This window comes from Micromonospora sp. NBS 11-29, assembly GCF_002140155.1.
Lineage (GTDB): Bacteria > Actinomycetota > Actinomycetes > Mycobacteriales > Micromonosporaceae > Micromonospora.
The window spans coordinates 450,033-470,176 of sequence record NZ_NAPR01000003.1 but is presented as its reverse complement, the minus strand read 5'-3'; the positions used below and the strand labels follow the sequence as shown (position 1 = coordinate 470,176).

Annotated in this window: 21 protein-coding genes and 3 pseudogenes; 9 read left to right on the top strand and 15 right to left on the bottom strand. The window is 73.6% G+C overall.

Annotated features, from left to right (window positions below):
- A pseudogene (locus B1205_RS30810) lies at nt 1–352 on the bottom strand (ABC transporter permease); the annotation flags it as partial.
- The gene (locus B1205_RS03470; RefSeq protein ID WP_089154256.1) at nt 349–1,317 is read right to left on the bottom strand and encodes a sulfonate ABC transporter substrate-binding protein; all 969 of its coding nucleotides are present in this window, start codon (nt 1,315–1,317) and stop codon (nt 349–351) included. The pseudogene B1205_RS30810 and the gene B1205_RS03470, both read right to left, overlap by 4 nt.
- A 143-nt stretch (nt 1,318–1,460) precedes the next feature.
- Between B1205_RS03470 and B1205_RS03465 the strand changes: the two genes are divergently transcribed.
- Nucleotides 1,461–2,627 (top strand): LLM class flavin-dependent oxidoreductase, encoded by a 1,167-nt coding sequence (locus tag B1205_RS03465; protein ID WP_089154255.1) that lies wholly within the window; start codon nt 1,461–1,463, stop codon nt 2,625–2,627.
- Between the two features lie 39 nt (nt 2,628–2,666).
- Here B1205_RS03465 and B1205_RS03460 read toward each other — a convergent pair whose 3' ends face one another.
- The 6 genes and pseudogenes from B1205_RS03460 to B1205_RS03435 all read right to left on the bottom strand — a co-directional run bounded on the left by B1205_RS03460 (nt 2,667) and on the right by B1205_RS03435 (nt 7,277).
- A complete protein-coding gene (locus B1205_RS03460; RefSeq protein ID WP_089154254.1) occupies nt 2,667–3,176 on the bottom strand; it encodes an NUDIX domain-containing protein in 510 nt (169 codons plus the stop codon).
- An 11-nt stretch (nt 3,177–3,187) separates the two neighbouring features.
- Nucleotides 3,188–3,796, bottom strand: a complete 609-nt coding sequence (locus B1205_RS03455) for an NADAR family protein (protein WP_176308404.1) — start codon at nt 3,794–3,796, stop codon at nt 3,188–3,190.
- Between the two features lie 142 nt (nt 3,797–3,938).
- Nucleotides 3,939–4,613 (bottom strand): peptidoglycan recognition protein family protein, encoded by a 675-nt coding sequence (locus tag B1205_RS03450; protein WP_089154252.1) that lies wholly within the window; start codon nt 4,611–4,613, stop codon nt 3,939–3,941.
- A gap of 68 nt (nt 4,614–4,681) precedes the next feature.
- Nucleotides 4,682–5,373 (bottom strand): annotated as a pseudogene (locus B1205_RS03445) (lysozyme).
- A gap of 117 nt (nt 5,374–5,490) precedes the next feature.
- Complete coding sequence (locus tag B1205_RS03440) at nt 5,491–6,813, bottom strand: flavin monoamine oxidase family protein (protein WP_089154251.1); 1,323 nt, start codon at nt 6,811–6,813, stop codon at nt 5,491–5,493.
- Between the two features lie 44 nt (nt 6,814–6,857).
- On the bottom strand, nt 6,858–7,277 hold the full coding sequence (locus B1205_RS03435) for a MarR family winged helix-turn-helix transcriptional regulator (RefSeq protein ID WP_089154250.1): 420 nt from the start codon (nt 7,275–7,277) through the stop codon (nt 6,858–6,860).
- A gap of 123 nt (nt 7,278–7,400) precedes the next feature.
- Between B1205_RS03435 and B1205_RS03430 the strand changes: the two genes are divergently transcribed.
- A complete protein-coding gene (locus B1205_RS03430) occupies nt 7,401–9,152 on the top strand; it encodes an ABC transporter ATP-binding protein (RefSeq protein ID WP_254909703.1) in 1,752 nt (583 codons plus the stop codon).
- Between the two features lie 102 nt (nt 9,153–9,254).
- Here the strand turns inward: B1205_RS03430 and B1205_RS03425 are convergent, their stop codons facing one another.
- Nucleotides 9,255–10,061 carry a hypothetical protein gene (locus tag B1205_RS03425; protein WP_254909675.1) on the bottom strand — a complete coding sequence of 269 codons (807 nt, stop codon included), beginning with the start codon at nt 10,059–10,061 and terminating at the stop codon, nt 9,255–9,257.
- Nucleotides 10,062–10,426: 365 nt separating this feature from the next.
- Between B1205_RS03425 and B1205_RS03420 the strand changes: the two genes are divergently transcribed.
- Both B1205_RS03420 and B1205_RS03415 read left to right on the top strand, forming a co-directional pair.
- Entirely contained in the window at nt 10,427–11,101 is a 675-nt protein-coding gene (locus tag B1205_RS03420; protein WP_089154249.1) for a hypothetical protein, read from the top strand.
- A gap of 2 nt (nt 11,102–11,103) precedes the next feature.
- On the top strand, nt 11,104–11,628 hold the full coding sequence (locus B1205_RS03415) for a hypothetical protein (RefSeq protein ID WP_089154248.1): 525 nt from the start codon (nt 11,104–11,106) through the stop codon (nt 11,626–11,628).
- Here the strand turns inward: B1205_RS03415 and B1205_RS03410 are convergent.
- Both B1205_RS03410 and B1205_RS03405 read right to left on the bottom strand, forming a co-directional pair.
- Nucleotides 11,556–11,870 carry a hypothetical protein gene (locus B1205_RS03410; RefSeq protein ID WP_089154247.1) on the bottom strand — a complete coding sequence of 105 codons (315 nt, stop codon included), beginning with the start codon at nt 11,868–11,870 and terminating at the stop codon, nt 11,556–11,558. The two genes, B1205_RS03415 and B1205_RS03410, sit on opposite strands and share 73 nt — an antisense overlap.
- Nucleotides 11,871–11,872: 2 nt before the next feature.
- Nucleotides 11,873–12,151, bottom strand: a complete 279-nt coding sequence (locus B1205_RS03405; protein WP_254909674.1) for a cell division protein DivIVA — start codon at nt 12,149–12,151, stop codon at nt 11,873–11,875.
- A 251-nt stretch (nt 12,152–12,402) separates the two neighbouring features.
- Between B1205_RS03405 and B1205_RS03400 the strand changes: the two genes are divergently transcribed.
- The 5 genes and pseudogenes from B1205_RS03400 to B1205_RS03380 all read left to right on the top strand — a co-directional run bounded on the left by B1205_RS03400 (nt 12,403) and on the right by B1205_RS03380 (nt 16,046).
- Nucleotides 12,403–12,642 carry a winged helix-turn-helix domain-containing protein gene (locus B1205_RS03400; RefSeq protein ID WP_089154246.1) on the top strand — a complete coding sequence of 80 codons (240 nt, stop codon included), beginning with the start codon at nt 12,403–12,405 and terminating at the stop codon, nt 12,640–12,642.
- 101 nt (nt 12,643–12,743) lie between these two features.
- On the top strand, nt 12,744–13,586 hold the full coding sequence (locus tag B1205_RS03395) for an alpha/beta fold hydrolase (protein WP_089154245.1): 843 nt from the start codon (nt 12,744–12,746) through the stop codon (nt 13,584–13,586).
- 69 nt (nt 13,587–13,655) lie between these two features.
- Nucleotides 13,656–14,588 carry an HNH endonuclease gene (locus B1205_RS03390; RefSeq protein WP_089154244.1) on the top strand — a complete coding sequence of 311 codons (933 nt, stop codon included), beginning with the start codon at nt 13,656–13,658 and terminating at the stop codon, nt 14,586–14,588.
- Nucleotides 14,589–14,782: 194 nt separating this feature from the next.
- Nucleotides 14,783–15,171: pseudogene (locus B1205_RS32835) on the top strand (ribonuclease domain-containing protein).
- Nucleotides 15,172–15,197: 26 nt separating this feature from the next.
- Nucleotides 15,198–16,046: a barstar family protein gene (locus B1205_RS03380; RefSeq protein WP_089154243.1), complete on the top strand. Its 849-nt coding sequence runs from the start codon at nt 15,198–15,200 to the stop codon at nt 16,044–16,046.
- Between the two features lie 203 nt (nt 16,047–16,249).
- Here B1205_RS03380 and B1205_RS03375 read toward each other — a convergent pair whose 3' ends face one another.
- The 4 genes from B1205_RS03375 to B1205_RS03360 all read right to left on the bottom strand — a co-directional run.
- Nucleotides 16,250–16,960 (bottom strand): HD domain-containing protein, encoded by a 711-nt coding sequence (locus B1205_RS03375; protein ID WP_089154242.1) that lies wholly within the window; start codon nt 16,958–16,960, stop codon nt 16,250–16,252.
- Nucleotides 16,961–16,967: 7 nt separating this feature from the next.
- Nucleotides 16,968–17,429 carry an ATP-binding protein gene (locus tag B1205_RS03370; RefSeq protein WP_089154241.1) on the bottom strand — a complete coding sequence of 154 codons (462 nt, stop codon included), beginning with the start codon at nt 17,427–17,429 and terminating at the stop codon, nt 16,968–16,970.
- 235 nt (nt 17,430–17,664) lie between these two features.
- On the bottom strand, nt 17,665–19,014 hold the full coding sequence (locus tag B1205_RS03365) for a pectate lyase family protein (protein ID WP_089154240.1): 1,350 nt from the start codon (nt 19,012–19,014) through the stop codon (nt 17,665–17,667).
- Nucleotides 19,007–20,144, bottom strand: a 1,138-nt coding sequence (locus B1205_RS03360; protein WP_254909673.1) for a Gfo/Idh/MocA family protein, incomplete at its 5' end; no start/stop codon positions are given. The genes B1205_RS03360 and B1205_RS03365, both read right to left, overlap by 8 nt.

The window sequence follows — 20,144 nt, the reverse complement described above, 5'->3', positions numbered from 1 at the left end:
GCGGGTCGACCAGGTCGTCGCCGAGCCGCAGCAGCCCGGCCGCCGCGCCGAGCACGAGCGCCAGTCCACCGCCGATGAGCAGGCCGAGCGCGGCGCGGGTGAGCGAGTCGAGCAGGTGCACGCCGAGCGTGCCGTCGGCGGCCAGCCGCCAGCCGGTGGCGAGCACGGCGCTCGGCGCGGGCAGCTTCTCCGGGGGGAGCAGGTCGGCCCGCGCGGCGGCCTCCCAGGCGAGCACCAGCACGACCGGGCTGGCGAGCCGCCGCCACCGCCGGACGGTGGCGGCCCGCGGTCGCCGCGCCGCCGGCGACGGTACGGCCGCGGCGGGCGCCTCGGCCAGCGCCGGGCCGGTCACCGGAACGCCTCGTTGAACCGTCCGTCGACCCGTCCGGCGATGTCGACCGGCCCGGGCACCAGCTTCAACGTCACGAAGCTGTCCGCGATGGCCTGCAACTCCGCGCCGATCTCCGGGGTGACCGGGGCGAGCGGTTTGGCGCTGCGGGCCAGCGCCCGGGTGGTCACGTCCAGCGGGATCTTCAGCTCCGGCGCGAGGACCGCGGCCCGCTCGTCCGGGTGGGCGATGCCCCAGTCGGTGGTCTGCCGGTACGTGTCCAGGAACGCGCGCACGTCGTCGGTGCGCTTCTTCACCGTGTCCGGCGCGGCCAGCACGTACTCGCGGTTGCTGGCCAGGCCGGTGGCGTCGGCGAGGATCCGCACGTCGGGCCGCTCCGCCAGCGCGAAGTAGGGGTCCCAGATGATCCACGCGTCGACCTGCCCGTTGTCGAACGCGGGGCGTCCCTCGGCGGGCTTGAGGTACTTCACGTCGAGGTCGGCGAGCGTCATCCGGTTCGCCTCCAGCAGCTTCACCAGCAGCCAGTGCACGTTGGAGCCCTTGTTCAACGCCACCGTCTTCCCGCGCAGGTCGGCGAAGCTGCGGTACGGGCTGTCCGCCTTGACCAGCACCGCCTCACCCTGCGGGATCGGCTCGGACGTGCCGACCACGGCGAACGGGATCTTCCCGGCGGCGGCGAACACCGGCGGCGCCTCGCCGACCTGGCCGATGTCGATGGAGCCGGCCTTGAGCGCCTCGGTCAGCGCCGGGCCGCTCTCGAACAGCGACCAGCTGACGTCCTTGGCGACGCCGCGCGCCTTGACCAGGCTGAGGCCGCCGAAGCGCTGGTAGCCGATCCGCAGCGGGGCGTCGTCGCGGGCGTCGGCCGCCTCGCCGCCGCAGGCCGTCAGCGCGGTGGCGGTGAGCAGCGCGAGGGTGGTGAGCAGCGCGGCCACCCGGCGCGGCCGGGGTCTCGACGGGGTACGCATGGTGACTCCTGGGGGAGGGGTTGGGCCCGATCATCGGTGGGCGTGAGCAACCTACCAACCCGATAGGTTTTATGGGTAGTCTGTCGGCGCGGTCGTCCCATCCCTCAGGAGGCGACCCGCCCGACCCCGCACCGGAGGCCACGATGTCGCTCACCTTCCACTGGTTCCTGCCGACCTACGGCGACAGCCGGGACATCGTGGGCGGCGGGCACGGCGTGCCGGTCGGTGTGGCCGGCGGCGCCCGCCCGGCCAGCGTGGCGTACCTCGGGCAGATCGCCCGCAGCGCCGAACAGCTCGGCTTCGCCGGCGCGCTCACCCCCACCGGCGCCTGGTGCGAGGACGCCTGGCTGACCACCGCCATGCTCACCGAGGTGACCGAGCGGCTGAAGTTCCTGGTCGCGTTCCGGCCGGGCCTGCTCTCACCCACCCTCGCCGCGCAGATGGCCGCCACCTTCCAGCGCCTCTCCGGCGGTCGGCTGCTGCTCAACGTGGTCACCGGCGGTGAGTCCACCGAGCAGCGGGCGTACGGCGACTTCCTCGACAAGGACGCCCGGTACGCGCGTACCGACGAGTTCCTGGACGTGGTGCGGGCGCTGTGGCGCGGCGAGACGGTCGACCACGACGGCGCCCACGTCCGGGTCGCCGGCGCCCGGCTGAGCCGGCTGCCCGACCCGGTGCCGCCGGTCTACTTCGGCGGCTCGTCCGCCGCCGCCGGGCCGGTGGCCGTGCGGCACAGCGACGTCTACCTGACCTGGGGCGAGCCGCCCGCGCAGGTCGCCGGCAAGCTGGACTGGATCCGGGGCCTGGCCGCGTCCGCCGGCCGCGAGCTGCGGTACGGCATCCGGCTGCACGTCATCAGCCGCGACACCGCCGACGAGGCGTGGGCGCAGGCCCGCCGGCTGCTCGACGGCATCGCCGAAGACGACATCCGGGCCGTGCAGGAGGGGCTGCGGCGCAGCGAGTCCGAGGGGCAGCGACGGATGCTGGACCTGCACGGCGGCTCCCGCGACCGGCTGGAGATCGCGCCGAACCTGTGGGCCGGCGTGGGCCTGGTCCGCGGCGGCGCCGGCACCGCGCTGGTCGGCAGCCACACCGAGGTCGCCGACCGGATCGCCGAGTACCACGCGCTCGGCATCGACGAGTTCATCCTCTCCGGCCACCCGCACCTGGAGGAGGCGTACTGGTTCGGCGAGGGGGTGCTGCCGATCCTGCGCCGACGCGGGCTGTGGCGGCACCCGGCCGGCGAGCCGGCGGCCGAGACGTCGACCGCCGTGCCGTTCTCACCGCAGCCGGCGCCGGTCCGAGGCTGACCCCGCGGCTTCCCCGGTCGGGTCGGTGACGTCGGCCGGTCAGATCGGGCGTTGCCCGGCGAGGAAGTCGGCGAGCACCCGGGTGTGCGTGGAGAAGGCCAGCTCGGTCGGCTCGGTGAGCACCACCCACTCGGTCGCCTCCTCGGTCGGCGCGGACGGCGGCAGGTCACCGACCGGCCGCTCGGGCAGCACACCGAAGACCATCATGGTGCCGCCGGCCGGCGCGCCGTGCACCGCGAACAGTCGCGCCTCGTCGGCCTCGGCCCGCAGCCCCGTCTCCTCGCGCAGCTCGCGCACCAGCGCCTCGGACCACTCCTCGCCGTACTCGACGAAGCCGCCGGGCAGGGCGAGTTCGCCGCGGGCCGGCTCGATGTCGCGGCGGACGGCCACCACGCCCAGGCCCTCGGGCGTGCGGACCGGCAGCACCGCCACCGCGACGGGCAGCGGATTGCGCCACACCGTCTCCCCGCAGGTCGGGCAGACACGCGGCCACCCGGCGTCCGCCGGGTAGGCCGCGCCGCAGAAGGAGCAGTGCGAGTACGCGATCACGCCGCAGCACGTTACCCGCCCGACCCGTCCCGCGCCTGGCCCGTTGCCCGCCCGACCCGTCCCGCGGCTGGTTCGGCCAGGGCGGCGCGTGCCTCCATCAGGGCGAAGCCGAGCAGGTTGTCGCCCTGCCAGGCGGTCGGGTCGGTGGCGCGCGGGTCGTCGGCGGTCAGGCCGATGCCCCAGACCCGGTCGGTCGGGCTCGCCTCCACCAGCACCCGCTCACCGGTGCCGAGCAGGAACCGCCGTAGCTGCTCGTGTTGGCCGAACTTGGCCACGCTGCCGGCGACCACGATCTCGTAGCGGCGGGCCGTCCAGGTCGCCTCGTCGAAGCCTCGCACCTGCCGGCCGAGCGCCTTGGCCCGGTGCGGGTGCCCGGCGGCGAGCACCCGGTCGGCGGTCGCGTGGTCGTCGAAGAGGACGGCCTTGTGCCACATCATCCAGTGCTCGGCGGTGGCGAACTCCCGCCCGTCCACGATGAACGCCGCCGGCCACCACTGGCTCAGGCAGCCGGCGCCGACGCTGCCGTCGCGTTGCGGCCGGTGCCCCCAGAAGTGCAGGAACTTCACCGGAGCCCCGGAGTCGAGCGCGGCGGTCAGATCGGCGACGGAACGAATCGACATGCCCCACATCCTGCCCGCCCCCACCGACACTCCCGCCGCCGAGACTCCCTGTCCCAGCGGCGAAACCCACACCGGTTCGCCGACGTGGCGCCTTCCCGATGCGACGATGCCGCCACTTCACCGAACTGGCGACGCCGCCGAGTCAGCCGCCGAGCCGCGCCGCGACGGTACGCCGCAGCTCGGGCAGCCGGTCGTGCAGTAGGCCGGGGCACTGGGTGGAGTTGAAGTCCTTGTGCCCGTAGATCTCGGTGGGCGCGATGCCGTACTGCTGGCAGGTGAACGCGCAGAACCAGACCAGGCTGTCCCAGAGCGCCTGCGGCGGCTGCACGTCGAGGTAGATGCCGTCGTTCTCGATGCCGATGGCCTGGCTGTTCTGCCCGACGCAGTGCGCGCCCTGCACCATGGACTCCCCGTGCAGCAGCCCGTACAGGCTGCCGTGCCGGCCCTCGGTCAGGTAGCCGCCCCGACTGTTGGTGAAGTGCTGGCCGGAGTCGAGCCAGCCGTTGGAGTCCATGTGCAGGTTCTGGATGTCGCGGGAGTTCCGGTACGCCTGGGCGAGGCTGTAGTCGGTCGTGTTCGGAAACGCCGTGTGATGGACGATGATCTTGTTGGGGCGGCTCTGCACCAGGCTCACCGCCGACGAGGGCGGGCGGGCGCTCCAGGTCGCGCAGTTGGCGATCGTCGGCTGGTCGACGCGGGTCGCGGCGGCCCGCGCGTCGGGGCCGGCGCCGACCTGGGTCAGCGCGCCGGCGCCGGCGGCGGCGCCGAGCAGGACCGCGCCGCGCAGCACGGCCCGGCGGGGGAGGGGAACGGACATCGGGACCTCCTCGGGGGTACGGGCACGGCGGCGGGATGGGCCGGGACGGCCCGCCCCGCGCGGGTGGGTCAGCAGGAGCCGTTGCAGGCCAGCACCCGGAGCCGGTCCAGGGTGCCGTTCCAGACGTTCTGGTCGCCGGGGAAGACGCCCGAGGAGGACCACTGCCAGAACGAGTACGTGCCCCAGCCGGCCGGCAGCGCGCCGACGCTGCTCGAGTAGCGGGCGATCCACAGCGGGTTGTTGGCCGCGAACTGCGACGTGTTGCCGGTGCAGGTGCTCCACCAGTCGGTGGTGGTGTAGATGGTGGCCCACCGGCCGGTGCGGGCGTAGTACTGGTTGACGAACGAGGCGATCCAGCTCCGCATCGACGCCTGGCTCAGCCCGTAGCAGGTCGCGCCGTACGGGTTGTACTCGATGTCGAGCGCGCCGGGCAGCGTCCTGCCGTCCCGGGACCAGCCGCCGCCGTGGTCGACGAAGTAGTTCGCCTGGACGGCGCCGGTGGTGGTGTCCGGGCGGGCGAAGTGGTAGGACCCGCGGATCATCCCGACGTTGTANCCTTGACGTACGCGAACCGGGCGCCGTTGGCCCAGGCGCCGGCCCAGTTCACGTTGCCCTGGTAGCTGGAGACGTCCATGCCGGGCAGGCCGGCTGGGGCGGCGTTGGCGGGCGCCGCGCCGGCGAGGGCCCCGGCGGCGACGGTGAGCGTGGCGAGCAGGGCGGCGCCGGTCGTGCGCAGCGCGGATCGCAGGAGACGGTGCATCTTTCCTCCCTGGGGGTTGCCGCCTTCGGCGGCGGGAGATGACGAAAGGAACCGTCAACATTAGGACACAAGACGGAGAAACTTTTCAATAGACGTATCGAAGATTTTCTTTTGAATTCAGGGTGTGGCCAGCACCTCGGCGGCGGCGCGCTCGCCAGCGGTGACCGCGCCCTCCAGGTAGCCGGTCCACCGGGTCGCCGTCTCCGTCCCGGCCCAGTGCACCCGGCCCACCGGCGGGCGCAGTTCCGGGCCGTAGTCGCACCACGAGCCGGGCGCGAGCATCCCGCCGAAGCAGCCCCGGGTCCACGGGTCGGCGGACCAGTCGTACTCGACGAGGTCGTCGGGGCGGGCGGCGGCCGGCCCGAAGAGCGCGACCAGCGCGTCGCGCAGCGCGGCGCGGCGGGCCCCGGCCGGCAGCCGACGCAGCGACCGCGCCTGCGCGCCGTAGCTGAACCCGGTGAGCACCCCGCCGGGCACGCCGGGCAGCGAGTTGTCGACGGTCTCGGTGAGCGGCCCGGTGTCCGTGGTCGCCACCCCGGAGCGGCCGTCGGCCCGCCAGAACGGCTCCGGGTAGAGCGCGTGCACCTTCAGCGCGACCCCCATCGGCATCCGCTGGGTCAGCCCGTCGCGCAGCGCGGGCAGCGGCGGGTCGTACCGGATCCGGCCGGCCAACGCCGGGGCCAGCGCGACCACCGCCGCGTCGCCCCGGTGCGTCTCGCCGCCGGCCCGCACCCGCACGCCGTCGCGGTCCTGGGCGATCGCGTCCACGGCGGCGCCGAGGCGTACGCGTCCCGGCGGCAGCGCGTCGGCCATCCGCTGCGCCAGCGCGGCCGGGCCGCCGACGATCCGGTCCTGCTGGGCGCCGCCGGCCGCGCCGAGCAGTGACCGGGTCCCGCCGCCGCTGCGCAGGTAGAAGAGCAGGTGCAGCAGCGACACCTCGTCCGGCGCGGCGGCCAGCAACCCGCCGGCCAGCAGGCGTCCGGCGTAGCGGGCGGTGACCGCGTCCGGCGCGGTCGCGGCGAGCCAGCCGCCGAGCGTGGTGCGGTCCCACCGGGCCGCCCCGGGCGCTCGCCACGGCGCGGCCGGGTCGAGCCCGGCCGCCAGCTCGTCCAGCGTGTCGAGCAGCCCGGCCAGCCCGGCCGGCTCCCCGTCCGCCGGCCGCCCGTCGAGCAGCAGCGTCGCCGCGCCGTGCGCCGGGGACGGGAAGGTCGTCAGGCCGTACGCGGCGACCAGCGCGTACATCCGGTCCTGGGTGGGGCCGATCCACTGCGCGCCGAGGTCGAGCCAGCCGCCGCCGGGCAGCGGGCGGCTCAACGTCCGCCCGCCCACCCGGTCCCGCGCGTCCAGCAGCAGCACGTCGACGTCGGCGGCGTGCAGGGCGAGCGCGCAGGCCAGGCCGGAGAACCCCGCCCCGACCACGACGACCCGGCGACCACGCACGCGTCGGCATACCCGCATCCCGGCGGGAATCCCCCTGTCCGGCTCTACTCCTCGCGCAGCCGGCGCAGGATCCGGGTCAGCTCCGCCCGGTCGTCCGGGTCGAGCACGCCGAAGAACCGTTCCGCCTCGGTGGCCCGGGCCGCGCGGATGGCCGCGCCGACCCGTTCACCCTCGGCGGTCGGCGCGACCAGCGTGGCCCGCCGGTCGCCCGGGTCGGGCCGCCGCTGCACCAGGCCCCGGTCCTGGAGCCCGTCGACGACCTCGGTGGCTGAGCGGGGCGCGATGCGCAGGTGCTCGGCGAGCGCGCCGGGACGCAACGCGCCGTGGCGCATCAGCACGCCGAGCGCCCGCGCCTGCCCGGGGCTGATCTCCCAGGGCGCCAACGCGCCCTTGGTCTGGTGGCGCAGCCGCCGGGCCACCGCCCAGAACGTCTCGGCCAGGCTCTCCTCGTCGCTGCCGCTCACCCGGAATACGGTAGCAGCAGATGCTGTTGTGCCCTCATGATGAGGTAACCTCAGCACTATCTCCCGGACATGAGGAGCACCCCCTTGGATCACGTTCCCGACGGCCGCGGTGGCGGCCGAACCGTGTCCGCCGCCGAGAAGGCCCAGGCCCGCCAGGTGTCGCTGCGCCGCATCGGCGGCCTCTTCACCGCCCACCGACGCCCGCTGGCCGCCGTGGTGGCGATCATCGTGGCGTCCTCGGTCATCGCGATGGCCTCGCCGTTCCTCCTGCGTACCGTGATCGACCGGGCCCTGCCCGACCGTGACCTGACGCTGCTGGCCTGGCTGGTCGCGGGCATGGTCGCGGTGGCCGCCGTCACCGCCGTGCTCGGCGTCGCGCAGACCTGGATCTCCACCCGCGTCGGGCAGGAGGTCATGCACCGGCTGCGCACCGACGTCTTCACCCACCTCCAGCGGCAGTCCATCGGCTTCTTCGTGCGCACCCGCACCGGCGAGGTGCAGTCCCGCATCACCAACGACATCGGCGGCATGCAGGCGGTGGTCACCTCCACCGCCACCTCGATCGCCGCGAACCTCACCACCGTGGTCGCCACCACCGTCGCCATGACGGCGCTGAGCTGGCGACTCACGCTCGTCTCGCTGGTCGTGCTGCCGCCCGCGCTCTGGCTCACCCGCCGCGTCGCCCGGCTGCGCCGCGAGATCACCGCCCGCCGCCAGCGGGAGCTGGCCGACCTCACCGTCACCATCGAGGAGGGGCTGTCGGTCAGCGGCGTACGGCTGGCCAAGACGCTCGGCACCGGACCGGCACTGGTCGACCGGTTCACCGCCTCCTCGGCCCGCCTGGTCGACCTGGAACTGCGCTCCGAGCTGGCCGGCCGCTGGCGGATGGCCGCCATGACGGTTGTCTTCGCCGCCATTCCCGCCGTGATCTACCTGGGCGCCGGCCTGCCCGGCACCGCCGGCACGCTCACCATCGGCACCCTGGTCGCGTTCACCGCGTTGCAGGGCAACCTGTTCCGGCCGCTGATGGGCCTGCTCAACGTCGGCGTCACGCTCATCGCCTCGCTCGCGTTGTTCGCCCGCATCTTCGAATACCTCGACCTGCCGGTGGAGGTCGCCGAGCCGGCCCGCCCGGTCCCGCTGGACCCGGCCACGGTCCGCGGCCACCTGCGCGTCGAGGACGTCACGTTCAGCTACCCGGGCAGCGACACCGCCGCCCTGGCCGGCGTCAGCCTGGACGTCCCGGCCGGCACCAGCCTCGCCCTGGTCGGGGAGACCGGCTCCGGCAAGAGCACCCTCGCCGCCCTGGTCAGCCGCCTGCACGACCCGGACGCCGGCCGGATCACCGTCGACGGCGTCGACCTGCGCGACCTGCGCCTGGCCGACCTGGCCGCCGTCGTGGGCGTGGTCAGCCAGGAGACGTACCTGCTGCACGGCACCGTGCGCGACAACCTCCGGTACGCCCGGCCGGACGCCACCGACGCCGACATCGAGGCCGCCACCCGCGCCGCCCAGATCCACCACCTGATCGCCGCGCTGCCCGACGGGTACGACACCATGGTCGGCTCGCGCGGCCACCGGTTCTCCGGCGGCGAGCAGCAGCGCCTGGCGATCGCCCGGACCCTGCTGCGCGACCCGCGGATCCTGGTGCTCGACGAGGCGACCAGCGCGCTGGACACCGAGACCGAGCGCGCGGTGCAGCGGGCCCTGGACGAGCTGGCCCGGGGCCGGACCGTGGTGACCATCGCGCACCGCCTCTCCACGATCCGCGACGCCGACCGCATCGCCGTGCTCGACCACGGCCGCATCATCGAGTCCGGCACCCATGAGACCCTGCTGACCCACCAGGGCCGCTACGCCACCCTCCTAACCTGACCCCCAGCCCCGTCGATCTTGCACATGCTGCCCCGGCATAACGCGCAAAAACGGCGTCGTCGGGGCGGTAACTGCAAGATCGCCGAAAGGGGTGGTGCCGGGTCAGGGTTCGGGAGGGCGGGGGAGCGGGGTGGGTGGGGTGGGTGGGGTGGGTGGGGGCAGCAAGGGCTCCAACGGGGTGAAGGCCTCCACCGGGGCACCCGGCCGGGGGCCGCGCCTTGCCGAAGGTGTCGGGCGTGCCGGGCCGGGGGGTGTCGGATCTCGGGGGGCGGGGTTCGTCGGGTCGTGGGGGGACGGGTTGCTGGTGTTCGCGGGGCGGGTGCGCTCCTGCGCGTACTCGGCCTGACGTCGGGCCAGGTCGCGCTCGCACTCCAACGCGATCCGCCGCTCCCAGTACGGCTGGAGCAGCCGGCGGACCCGCTCGTCCAGGTGCACCGTCACGTCCGGCTCGCAGGCGAACGTCACCACGCCATGGGCGTACGTCCAGGGCAGGGGATCGTCGTCGGCGAGCGCGGCGGTCAACGCGGTGTGCAGCTCGCGCGGGCGGTGCGGCGGCACCTCCAGGGCGCGGCGGACGGCCAGGCGGTGCAGCCGCTGCGTCGCCTGCGGCTGGAAATAGTCGACGTACCAGCCGAACAACTCGGGCCGCACCGTGTCGGAGGACCAGGTGAACGTGGCCCGGACCAGGAAGACGTAGACCTGGCCCTGCGCCGGCACCACCAGCGGCTCGGGGAACCGCCGGTCGACCGTGGTCACCGGCGTCACCGCCGCCTCGGTCCACCACAGGCGCCGCAGCGCGGGCCGCGCCTGCGCCCAGAGCCGTCGCGTCCGGGCCCGGGCGGCGCCGCTGAGCGCGCGGGCCCGCCCGGCCCAACGCTCGACCGGTCGCCGGTCGTGCTCCTCCGGCATCCCGCACCCCCTCTCCACCGGGCGGCAGCCGTCCGCCCCGTGGCGTCGGGGCCGGTCGGGCGAGGGGTGGAGCGTGGAGCGCCGTGACCGGCGATCCGTGCTTCCACGCTAACAACGGCCGGTCGCCGGGCCGGGCAGCCGCGCGGGGCGGGACGGCGGTTGACCGTTCGGAGGAGGGGCGTCGTAGTCCGGTCGACGGGACTCACTGCCGACTTCGGTCCCGTGTACGGGACCGACCATCCAAACTAGATCGTGATCGTACGGTCACGTCTTGATTCCGTCGCGTTGCGGTTCGTAGCGTGGGGCTCCGCAATTCCTCGGTGGTCGGACGCGGCGGCCGCTGCCGTCGTCCAGATGGGGTGTGCATGCTGATCGCCGGAGCCGTACCGCTCACGGACGTCCTGGCGGAGTTGCGCGTCGAACGGTCCGTGTTCCACTCGGCGGCCGACCTCCAGCACGCCTTCGCCTGGACGGTACGCCGGCTCGACGAGAGCATCCGGGTGCGCCTGGAGGTGCGGCAGGAGCAGAACGAGCACCTGGACCTGCTCTGCCGTGGACCGGGCGGTCGGACGGCGATCGAGTTCACCTACCTCACCGCCCGCTGGAACGGCGTCGACCCCCACACCGGCGAGGAGTACGCCCTGCGCCACCACGCCGCCGCCGACCTGGCCCGGCACCAGTTCGTCACCGACGTCGAACGGCTGGAGCGCCTCTGCCGCGCCGACCCGGACCAGACGAACGGCCTCGCCCTCCTGCTCACCAACGACCACGGGCTGTGGCAGGCGCCGGCCACCGACCGGCCCACCCGGGACCGCGAGTTCCGGCTCCACGAGGGCAGGCGACTCACCGGCCTGCTGCGGTGGGGAGTCGACGGACGCTACTTCCTGCCGAACCAGCGCTATCTGGCCGGCACCTACCCGCTCGACTGGCAGGACTTCACCCACCTTCCGGGCCGCAACGGCCAGTTCCGCCGGCTGGCCGTACCCGTCACCGCCGTCGACACGCCGACGTCCGCCGGGCCGGACGCGGAGAGAGGCTGACCATGACCGAGGACGCTCACCACACCATCGGCTTCCTGCGGTCCGTCGCCGAACGGGAGTACGACCGGGTCTGGACCCCCGACTTCATCCACCGCACCCCGGGCGTGCAGGGCTTCGTCGTCTTCCACCGGGGCGGGCTGGTGCTGGTCTACGGTGCGGTGACCCAGGCGGACCCGAACCGCTGGACCCTGCGGATGGCGTGCGCCGCCGGCGCCGACCTGGCGAACGTCTCCGACGCGACGATGTGGGCGAACATCCGCAACCGGCTGACCGACACCGGCCGCTACTACTGTGTGGTCGACGAGGACCAGAGCGCCTGCCATGTGGTGTTCGCGCTGGACGTGTGGCCCCCGCTGCTGGACGAACCCGAGGCGCGCCTCGTCCGGGACGTGCTCCAGTCCGCACTGGCGGTGTGCGTCCACAACTCCACCGCCGACTTCCGGGAACTGGCCGCCTACCTCCCGGCCCGGCCGCTGGCCCCGACCGAGATCGACGCCTGGGCCCTGTTCGACTGGACCCGGCCGTGACCGGGCCGCTGGGCCGGCGTCGGATCCAAGGTCGGTCGCAGGCCGGCGAGCTGCACGAAGACCTCCCGCTTCGCGGTGGCGAGGCCGTGCCGGTCCAGGACGTATCCGGTCAGCCAGGTCCAACCGAGGTACGCCAGTTCGGGGCCGACCGACACGACCCGGAACGTCAGGGCGCGGTCGCCGCCGAACTGCACCGAGGCGCGGCCGTCGATGCGCAGCAGGTCCCCCGGTCGTGGACGCACCGCTACCAGTGACCCTGGTTCGGTGGGCGGCACTCGCGGGCGTGCATGGCCTGCCAGTCGCGCAGGGCCCGCTTCAACCGCTCGTTCTCCACGGTCAGCCGGCGGATCTGCCGGTGCAGGTCGGTCAGCTCGTCGGCAACCTCGGCCTGGAACGCGCGTACCTGAGCGCCGTCGACGCCACGGCGGCGCGGGTCGAACGCGCGGGTCCGCGCCTCGTGCGGCGTCATCCGGGCCGGTAGGCCGGTCCGGTATAGCTGGCCGGAGCGATACACCTCGGTCACGTCGGTCCTTCCGCTGTGGTGTCCGCGCCTCTGGGTGCGCCTGTGGTTGCCCTGGCGACAACAGACGCGCCCAAAGGCGCGGCGTCGATGNGGCGGGCACGCGTACCCGCCCCGACCGGGGGAATGAGCCGAACTCGTTGCCACGCGAGGACCGGCTCCGATCCAACATACCTAGACATGTCAGATGAGTCAACGCTGCTTGTTAGGCGGGTCGCGGTGTGATCGAATTGGATCGCCACGCGAGGAGTGCCATGCGAGAAGTGCCGGATTACTGGCGCATCGCCGATGATGTGATCGCCGATGTGAGATCCGAGAAGCTGAAGCCGGGGGACAAGCTGCCCTCGATCGCCGAGCTGCGCGAGAACTACCGCGTCAGCCACGGCACGGTCCAGATGGCCTATGCCCGCCTCGAAGCTCTGCGGGTGATCCGGCGGCAGCAGGGCAAGGGCGTCTTCGTGACGGACCCGGCACTCTGGATGCGGGAGCCGTAGCCGCCATCGGTTCGTTCGCCGCCCGGCGCACTCCCCGCGCGCCCTCGAATGTCGAACCGCGTGCATCCACCGGCGGCACGCGGGTCGCCATACTGTCGACCATGACCACGGGCGTGCGTACCGAAGACGGTTGTCGCCTGTGGGCCGACCAGGTCGGGGCCGGGCCGCCGCTGGTGCTCTGTCACGGCGGTCCGGGCGTGTGGGACCACCTCGACCCGGTCGCCCGGCTGCTCGACGATCACGCCCGCGTCATCCGGTGGGACCAGCGCGGGTGCGGGCGCTCCGAGCGGCGCGGCCCGTACACGATCGCCCGCTTCGTCGCCGACCTCGACGCGGTGCGCGCGCACCTGGCCGGCCCGCGCACGGCCCTGCTGGGCCACTCGTGGGGCGCCCACCTGGCGCTGCGGTACGCCATCGAGCACCCCGAGCGGGTCAGTCACCTGATCTACGTCTCCGGCACCGGCATCGACCCCGATCGCGGATGGCATCCGCACTACGACCGGAACCTCAGGCGGCGGCTCGGCCCCCACCTGCAACGGTGGGAGGCGCTGGGTGCCCGTGACCGAAGCCCCGCCGAGGAACGCGAATGGGCGGTCCTGCAATGGTCGGCCGACTTCGCTGATCCTGACACCGCCCTGCGGCACGCCGAGGACATGGCCACGCCGTGGCTGGGTCTCAACCGCGACTGCAACCGGGCCGTCAACGCCGAGGTGAAGCGGGAGCTGAGGGAAGCCGACATGGCCGCGCGGTGTCGGGCGCTCGACCTGCCTGTGCTGATCGTCGACGGCCCCGAGGACGTCCGTCCCCGCTGGAGCGTCGACTCGATGCAGCAGGCGCTGCCGAACTGCGAGCGCGTGAGTCTCCCCGGGGCCGGTCACCTGCCGTGGGTGGAGAGCCCGAAAGGCTTCCGCCGGGCGGTGACCAGCTTCCTGAGGCCGGCCTGACGGATTCGGTCGGGAACCCGACGCGACCGGGGGTAGCGGCAAGATCCAATTTGATGCAGGCTGTCCGCCGTGAAGGCTTTCGTCGGCGTGACGGACGCGAAGTGGCATCGATTCCTGTCCGCCCGTCCACACCTGACCGAGGTCAACTTCTGGCGGCCCTCCGGTGGCGCCTTCCGCGCGTTGACGCCGGGTGAGCCGTTCTTCTTCAAGGCGCACTACCCGCTCAACCGGGTGATCGGCGGCGGCTTCTTCAGCGGCTTCGAGAGGTTACGGATCTCCGAGGCGTGGGATCTCTTCGGCGAGGCCAACGGCGTCGCCAGCCTCGACGAGATGCGTCACATGGTCGGCGGCTACCGGAGGCAGCCGATCGCACCGGAGGAAGACCCCGAGATCGGCTGCATCTTCGTGCGGGACAGCGTCTTCTTCCCCGACGACTCCACGGTCGAGCCACCGCCGAACTTCGCGCCCAACGTGGTGCAGGGCAAGACCTACGATCTCGCGGAGCCGGCGGCGGCCGACTACTTCGGTCTGCTGCTGCACCGTCTGTTGGGCGGCGTCGTGGAGTTCGACCCGCGCGAGCCCTGGCACCGGCCCGGCCCGGTCTACGGCGATCCCCGGCTCGTGCCGCAGCGGCTGGGTCAACAGTCCTTCAAGGCCGTGGTCCTGGGCGCCTACGGCCGGCGCTGCGCGATCACCGGCAACAAGGTCCAGCCGGTGCTGCAAGCCGCCCACATCCGGCCGTTGCCCAAGGGTGGCGAACACCGGCTCGACAACGGGCTGCTGCTCAAGTCCGACGTGCACATCCTCTTCGACCGTGGATACCTGGGCGTGGACCCGAAGCATCGCCTGCTGGTCAGTCCACGGCTGCGGAGCGAGTTCGGCAACGGGGACCAGTTCTACGCCAAGGCGGGTTCCGTCATCACGCTCCCGGAGCGGCGTGCCGACCGACCCCATGCCGAATTCCTCGAGTGGCACCTGGACACGGTCTTCAAGGCAGCCTGACGGGACATCGCCGTTCGGCTATGACGGGAGGGGCCGTACGCGGCCCGGCCTCGGGCGTCTGCGTCCGCACCCGCCGTCGCGTGTTCACCCGCGATTCGAGACGTGGTCGCCGGGTGGAGGCTGTACGCCGGGCAAAATCCTCGACAGACTGAGCTTTATCAAAGCTTATCGATGGACTGCGCAAGGAGGACTCCTTGACCCCGATCCGCGCCGCCGCCAGCCGCGTACGCCGCGCCCTGGCCGCCTGTGCCCTCGTCACCGCCGTGACCGCCGCCGCGCTCGTCGCCCCGGCCACGGTCTCCACCCGGCTCGCCGAGCCCGCCCAGGCCGCCGTCTACGGCTCCTGCACGCTGTCCCGGTGCGCCGACGCCCGGACCGCGCGCTCCGGCTGGTCGGCGAAAAGCTTCCCGACCAGCCGCGGCTGGTACTCGTGGAGCGGCGGTCAGTGCAACTTCGCCGGCGGCCGGTTCTACAACTACGAGGGCNNNNCGCCGCCCGGGACGCGTACCGGATCGTGGTGAACAAGAGCACCGGCGCGACCTGGTTTTCACCCGACCACTACGCCAACTTCTACCGGCTCTGAGTCCCGGCACCGGAAAGGACGGATTCATGGGTACGGCGTCCCCGCAGTCCCCGGCCTGGCTCGTGCTCGACGCCGGTCCCAGCTCCGACCCGTCCGGCGTGCCGGTGCCCGGCGCGGCCACCCGCACCCGGGCGGCCCTGCACGAGACGCTCGCCGGGGCGCTGACGCTGCCCGACTGGTACGGCCGGAACTGGGACGCCCTCGCCGACGCCCTGGTCGATCGGATCGGGAAGGGCCCACTGACCCTCGTGGTGTGGAACGCGGCGAACCTACTCGCCGACGAGCCACCCGCCCAGCTCGGCACCTTCCTCGACGTCATCGACGCGGCGGCCGCCGGCGGTCACGCCACCCTGCGGCTGGTGCTGTGCGACGACCCCGAGCGGCTGCCCGCCCTGCGCGACCGCATCACCGCCGCGCTCGGTGGTCACGTAGGCACCCCCGAGCCCACCTGNGCCCGGCCCGCCCTCGCGCGGCCCGGGCCGGCCCCGCCCGGCCCGGCTCAGCTTGGTGTGCTCGTCCGCCAGTTCGGGGATGTGGTGTGGAGCGGTGGTGGGGGATGCCGCCACATCGGCGAAGTGGTGGACGGCGCGCCAGTTCGGCGAGGTGGCGGGCTTGGCGACTGCACCGGGCCGCCGATGGAGGCGGCCCGGCGGGGTGGGCTCGCGCCCAGGGGGTTCGCGTCATCGTGGACCGCTCGTGCCACCTGTCGTCGACCATCCCCACTCACATGCCGGAAGCCGGAGAGATCTTGGAAGATAAGTGCCCCCCAAGGGGCCATTTCCTTCCAAGGTCTCGGGTGGTCGCACCGATCTTGGACTTGTGGCACCTCCGATATCAGGCCAAAACCCATATTCCGTGGCACCACAAGTCCATGATCGACGAAACGGTCGGCTCACCCCCCCCGGCCGGCCCGGCGCGGGAAGGCCGCGTGGAGGTGGCCAGCGGCGGGCGCCGTGAACAGGCGCGTGATCAAGGGGTTTGCGTCAGCCTGCCGGCTTGGCTCCGACGCGAAGTCCTTGATCAACGCCGAGCCGGGTGGACGCGGGCGGGGAGGAGGCGGGCGGGGGTGGGGGAGGGGTCAGTCGAGGATGGCGGTGAAGCGTTCCTCGGCCAGGTCCAGCTGGGCGAAGATGTGCTGCTTGACCGGGGGCGACAGGGGGGTATCGGTGCGGGCGATCAGGTCGCGGAAGACCGGCACCAGGGGGCGGTACTTGGCGGCCAACCGGGCCACCTTCGGGCCGACCGTGTGGATCACGCCCACGCCGTTGTCGGTGAAGTCGGACACCTTGATCACCCGGGCCCAGGGTTCCCGGTCGAGGCTGGCCGCGACGTGCTCCCGGTACTGGGTGTGCCGGTCCCGGCCCGGGTCGTACGCCGGGTTGGTGACCGCCTCGACGAGCCGCGCCACCCGGGGGCCGAAGCGGGTGGCGAGCGTGGCCAGCGCCGCCGCCGTCACCTCCGCGCCGGCCGACCCGCCGGCCAGCTCGGTCGGGTGGTCCTCGACCGCGTCGTGCAGCAGGCCCGCGACGATCACGTCCACGTCCCGCACCTGGTAGTGGTGCATCATCCGGATCGCCACCCGGAGCAGGTGGTTGAGGTAGGGCTCGCGGACCCGCCGGTCGTCGCGGTGCAGGTCGGCGGCGAGGTCGAGGGCCTCGGTCAGCCGGTCGCGGGCGGCGTCGTCGAACGCGGCGATCTCCAGCCGAAAGCGGGCCAGCAGGCCGGGTTCGCCGTGGATCTCGGTGATCGCGTGCATCGGCATGGTGGCCAGGTACGCGGGAAACTCCATGGGTCCCTTATAGCTGATCTTCGGTGGCCGCAGGGGTCGGCTTGCCGACGGCGACGCCGGTGCCGGCTCCGGTGAGGCGCTTGACCAGGCGTACGCAGGTGCCCTCGGCGGTGCCGACGATGGTCGCCTCGTCCATCACCCGGGACATGATGAGTCGCCCGCGGCCCCGGTCGCAGTCGTCGTCGCCGTCGGCGGGACGCCAGCCGCCCTGGTCGCGTACCTCGATCTCCAGCCGGTCGTCGCGCAGCTCGACCCGGAGTGTGGTGATCCCCTCGGCGGCGAAGCGGTAGCCGTGCTCGATGGCGTTGGCGCAGGCCTCCCCGGCGGCGATCAGCACCGTCTCGACGTCCCACTCGTCGACGCCCTGCCCGCGCAGCCAGCCGCGCAGCCGCTCCCGGGTGGGCGCGAGCCGACCGGGGTCGGCCGGCAGGTCGATGGTGAGGACCCGGCCGGATGTCGTACCCGTCACGTCCGGCCCTCCGTCCCGCGCCCGTCTCCGGGCTGGGCGCCCACTCGCGCTGTCACCGCCCGCTTCTCACCCTGATGTCCCCGGTGGTCGCCGGTTCATGCACCGGGCGGCGGTCGTCCGTCGGATGTGATCATCGCGCATCGGCGCCGATGTGTCAGCAGACGCCCCGGCCACGGCACCGGGCCGGCGTCCCTGACAGGCGACGCCGGCCCGGTCCGGTACGGGGTGGGAGGGGTCAGAGCGGCAACCGGCCGGCGCCGGACCAGGCGCCGACGACCAGCGGGACCAGCGGGGTCGGCAGCGGCGGGGCGGCGCGCAGCGTGGGCGTCCAGCCGGCGTCGCCGCCGAGGTCGGGGTCGTGCGCGGCGTTGTACGCGGCGAGCAGGTCCACCGGCCGGGCCGGACGATCGCCCTGCCGCACCCAGCTTCCGCGCTCGGTGAGCGCGGCGCCGCCCCAGTCGTGGATCAGGTCCGCCGGGGCGACGTCGTCGGCCAGGGTGAAGAAGTTGTTCTCCGCGAACAGGGCGGACTGGACGCCGACGCCGAGGGCGTATTCGAAGCCGGTGCCGCCGAGCCGGTAGTGGTTCTCGTGCACGTCGACCTGGCCGAACCGCACCCGGGGCAGGCGCTGGAGGTCGCCGTCGAAGAGGTTGTGGTGCACGGTGACCTTGAGTCGGCCGACGTCCGGGCCGACCGTGTTGGAGGAGCCGATCAGCATCAGCTTGTCCCGCCCGGTGAACCGGTTCCAGGAGGCGGTGACCAGGCTGGCGGTGTGCGTGACGTCGAGCGAGCCGTCGTGCACCTGCCAGGGACGGCCGAAGTAGCGGGGTTGCGCGCTGTCGGGGTTGTCGCCGTCGGTGAACGTGTTGTGGTCGACCCAGACGTGCTCGCTGCGCCGCACCGAGATCTGGTCGTACTGGGAGTTCCAGTTGCCGGCGTCGCCGTCGGTGGGGGACCAGGCCGGGAAGCAGTCCCGGGCGTCGGCGAACCCCAGGTTACGCACGATCACGTTGGCGACCCGGTCGATCATCAGGGTCAGCCCGGTGAGCCGGGCGCCGCGCAGCCCGACGATCGTGGTGTTCGACCCCACGTTGATCTGCGTCTGCCGGTTCTGGTTGGCCACCGACCGGACCCGGGCCGCCTCCAGCGGGCCGCTCGGGTCCACCCGGCCCCAGACCGCCGGGTCGTACGCGGCCAGGTAGGCCGGCAGCGAGTACTCCGGGTCGGCCAGGTCGGCGCAGTCGAGCGGGGCGCCGTCGGGCCCCTCGAAGCCGTCGACCGTGCCGGCGACGTACACGATCTTGGGGGTGGCGTCCGTGGCGTTGGTGGCGTTGTCGCCGCCGAGCGCGGCGACCAGCTCGGCCCGGGTACGCACCACGCGTACCCGGTCGGCGGTGGCGGCCCCGCCGCCGGTGGTGCCGGCGCCCTCGGCGGCCCAGCCGTCGTTCGCCGGGAGGGCCTGGCGGCCGAGCAGCTCGGCGGCCCGGGTCGGTTTCTGCCCGGCGGGCGCGGCCGGCGCGGGCGCGGCGACGGTGGCCGTGAGCGCGGCGGCGAGGAGGGCGACGCCGACTGTTCGTCTACGCATGACTCGTTCCGTCCTGTCGGGTGGTGATGGGCAGGTGCACTTCGTACGGGCGGACCGCCCAGGGCACCCCGGCCTCGGACGGCAGCACGCCGGTCTCCGCCGCCGCGCGCAGCACCGCGTTGACGCCGCGGATCACCCGCACCCGCTCCGTGCCGTCGCCCGCCGTGCGCACCAGGTCCCCGTCGAGCAGCGTCGGTGCCGGTGCGTCCCGCAGCGCGTCCAGCACCGTGGTGAACGGTCCGGTACGCGCCAGCGGCACGATCAGCGGCGTGCCGGTGGCGCGGTGGTCGAGCAGGTTCGCCAGCAGGCCCCGCCGGCCGGGCACGGTGCGCGGGCAATCGTCGCCGGGCAGGAGCAGCCGGTCGGTCGGGTACTCCAGCGTCGCCCGCCCGCGCCCGCCGGTGACCAGCACGTCGCCGGGGACGTGCTCCTCGGCGGCCAGGGTGAGCGCGGCCAGCACCGGCGGGCCGGCGTGCGGGGTCAGCCGCAGGATCGCGGTGTCGTCCACCTCGATCGGGCGGACCCGGTAGCGCTCCACCTCGATCCGAACCGGCCGCACCGGCGTGCCGGTGACCGCCTCGGCCACCGCCAGGCACTGCATCAGCGCGTGCGCGAGCGGGTTGGCCAGCGCGCCGTCCAGCGCCGGCCGGCCGTCCACCGTCCGCCGCCCGGCCCAGGGGGAGCGGGTGTAGTAGGCGTCGGGGCGCTGCCAGGCGGCCACCGTCGCGATGCCGGTGACCGGGCCGAGCCGGCCGGCGGCCAGCGCGGCGGTCAGCTCGGCCAGGGCCGCCGAGCCGAGCGCCTGGAAGTTGACCTGCACGGCCCGCCCGGCGGCGGCGGACGCGGCGACCAGCGCCCGGTGCTCGGCCCGGTCGAGCACCGGCGGCTTCTCCAGCAGCAGGTCCGCGCCGGCGTCGAGCACGTCCCGCGCGATCGGCAGGTGGGTGTGCGGCGGCGTGCAGACCACCACCACGTCGGGGCGGGACGCGGCCAGCATGGCCCGGTGGTCGGTGAAGACCTCGACGTCGGGCGGCAGCGGCGCGTCCGGTTCCTCCTCCGGCGGTCGCACGTCGACCAGGGCGACCGGGCGCAGCCGGCCGGCGGCGTGCAGCGCGGCGATCACCCGCCGG

Excerpts from the sequence above, each read along its gene's own strand:
- B1205_RS03470 (WP_089154256.1), bottom strand. The coding sequence starts at position 1,317 with ATGCGTACCCCGTCGAGACCCCGGCCGCGCCGGGTGGCCGCGCTGCTC.
- B1205_RS03465 (WP_089154255.1), top strand. The coding sequence starts at position 1,461 with ATGTCGCTCACCTTCCACTGGTTCCTGCCGACCTACGGCGACAGCCGG.
- B1205_RS03455 (WP_176308404.1), bottom strand. The coding sequence starts at position 3,796 with ATGTCGATTCGTTCCGTCGCCGATCTGACCGCCGCGCTCGACTCCGGG.
- B1205_RS03450 (WP_089154252.1), bottom strand. The coding sequence starts at position 4,613 with ATGTCCGTTCCCCTCCCCCGCCGGGCCGTGCTGCGCGGCGCGGTCCTG.
- B1205_RS03425 (WP_254909675.1), bottom strand. The coding sequence starts at position 10,061 with ATGCCGGAGGAGCACGACCGGCGACCGGTCGAGCGTTGGGCCGGGCGG.
- B1205_RS03420 (WP_089154249.1), top strand. The coding sequence starts at position 10,427 with ATGCTGATCGCCGGAGCCGTACCGCTCACGGACGTCCTGGCGGAGTTG.
- B1205_RS03415 (WP_089154248.1), top strand. The coding sequence starts at position 11,104 with ATGACCGAGGACGCTCACCACACCATCGGCTTCCTGCGGTCCGTCGCC.
- B1205_RS03400 (WP_089154246.1), top strand. The coding sequence starts at position 12,403 with ATGCGAGAAGTGCCGGATTACTGGCGCATCGCCGATGATGTGATCGCC.
- B1205_RS03395 (WP_089154245.1), top strand. The coding sequence starts at position 12,744 with ATGACCACGGGCGTGCGTACCGAAGACGGTTGTCGCCTGTGGGCCGAC.
- B1205_RS03375 (WP_089154242.1), bottom strand. The coding sequence starts at position 16,960 with ATGGAGTTTCCCGCGTACCTGGCCACCATGCCGATGCACGCGATCACC.
- B1205_RS03365 (WP_089154240.1), bottom strand. The coding sequence starts at position 19,014 with ATGCGTAGACGAACAGTCGGCGTCGCCCTCCTCGCCGCCGCGCTCACG.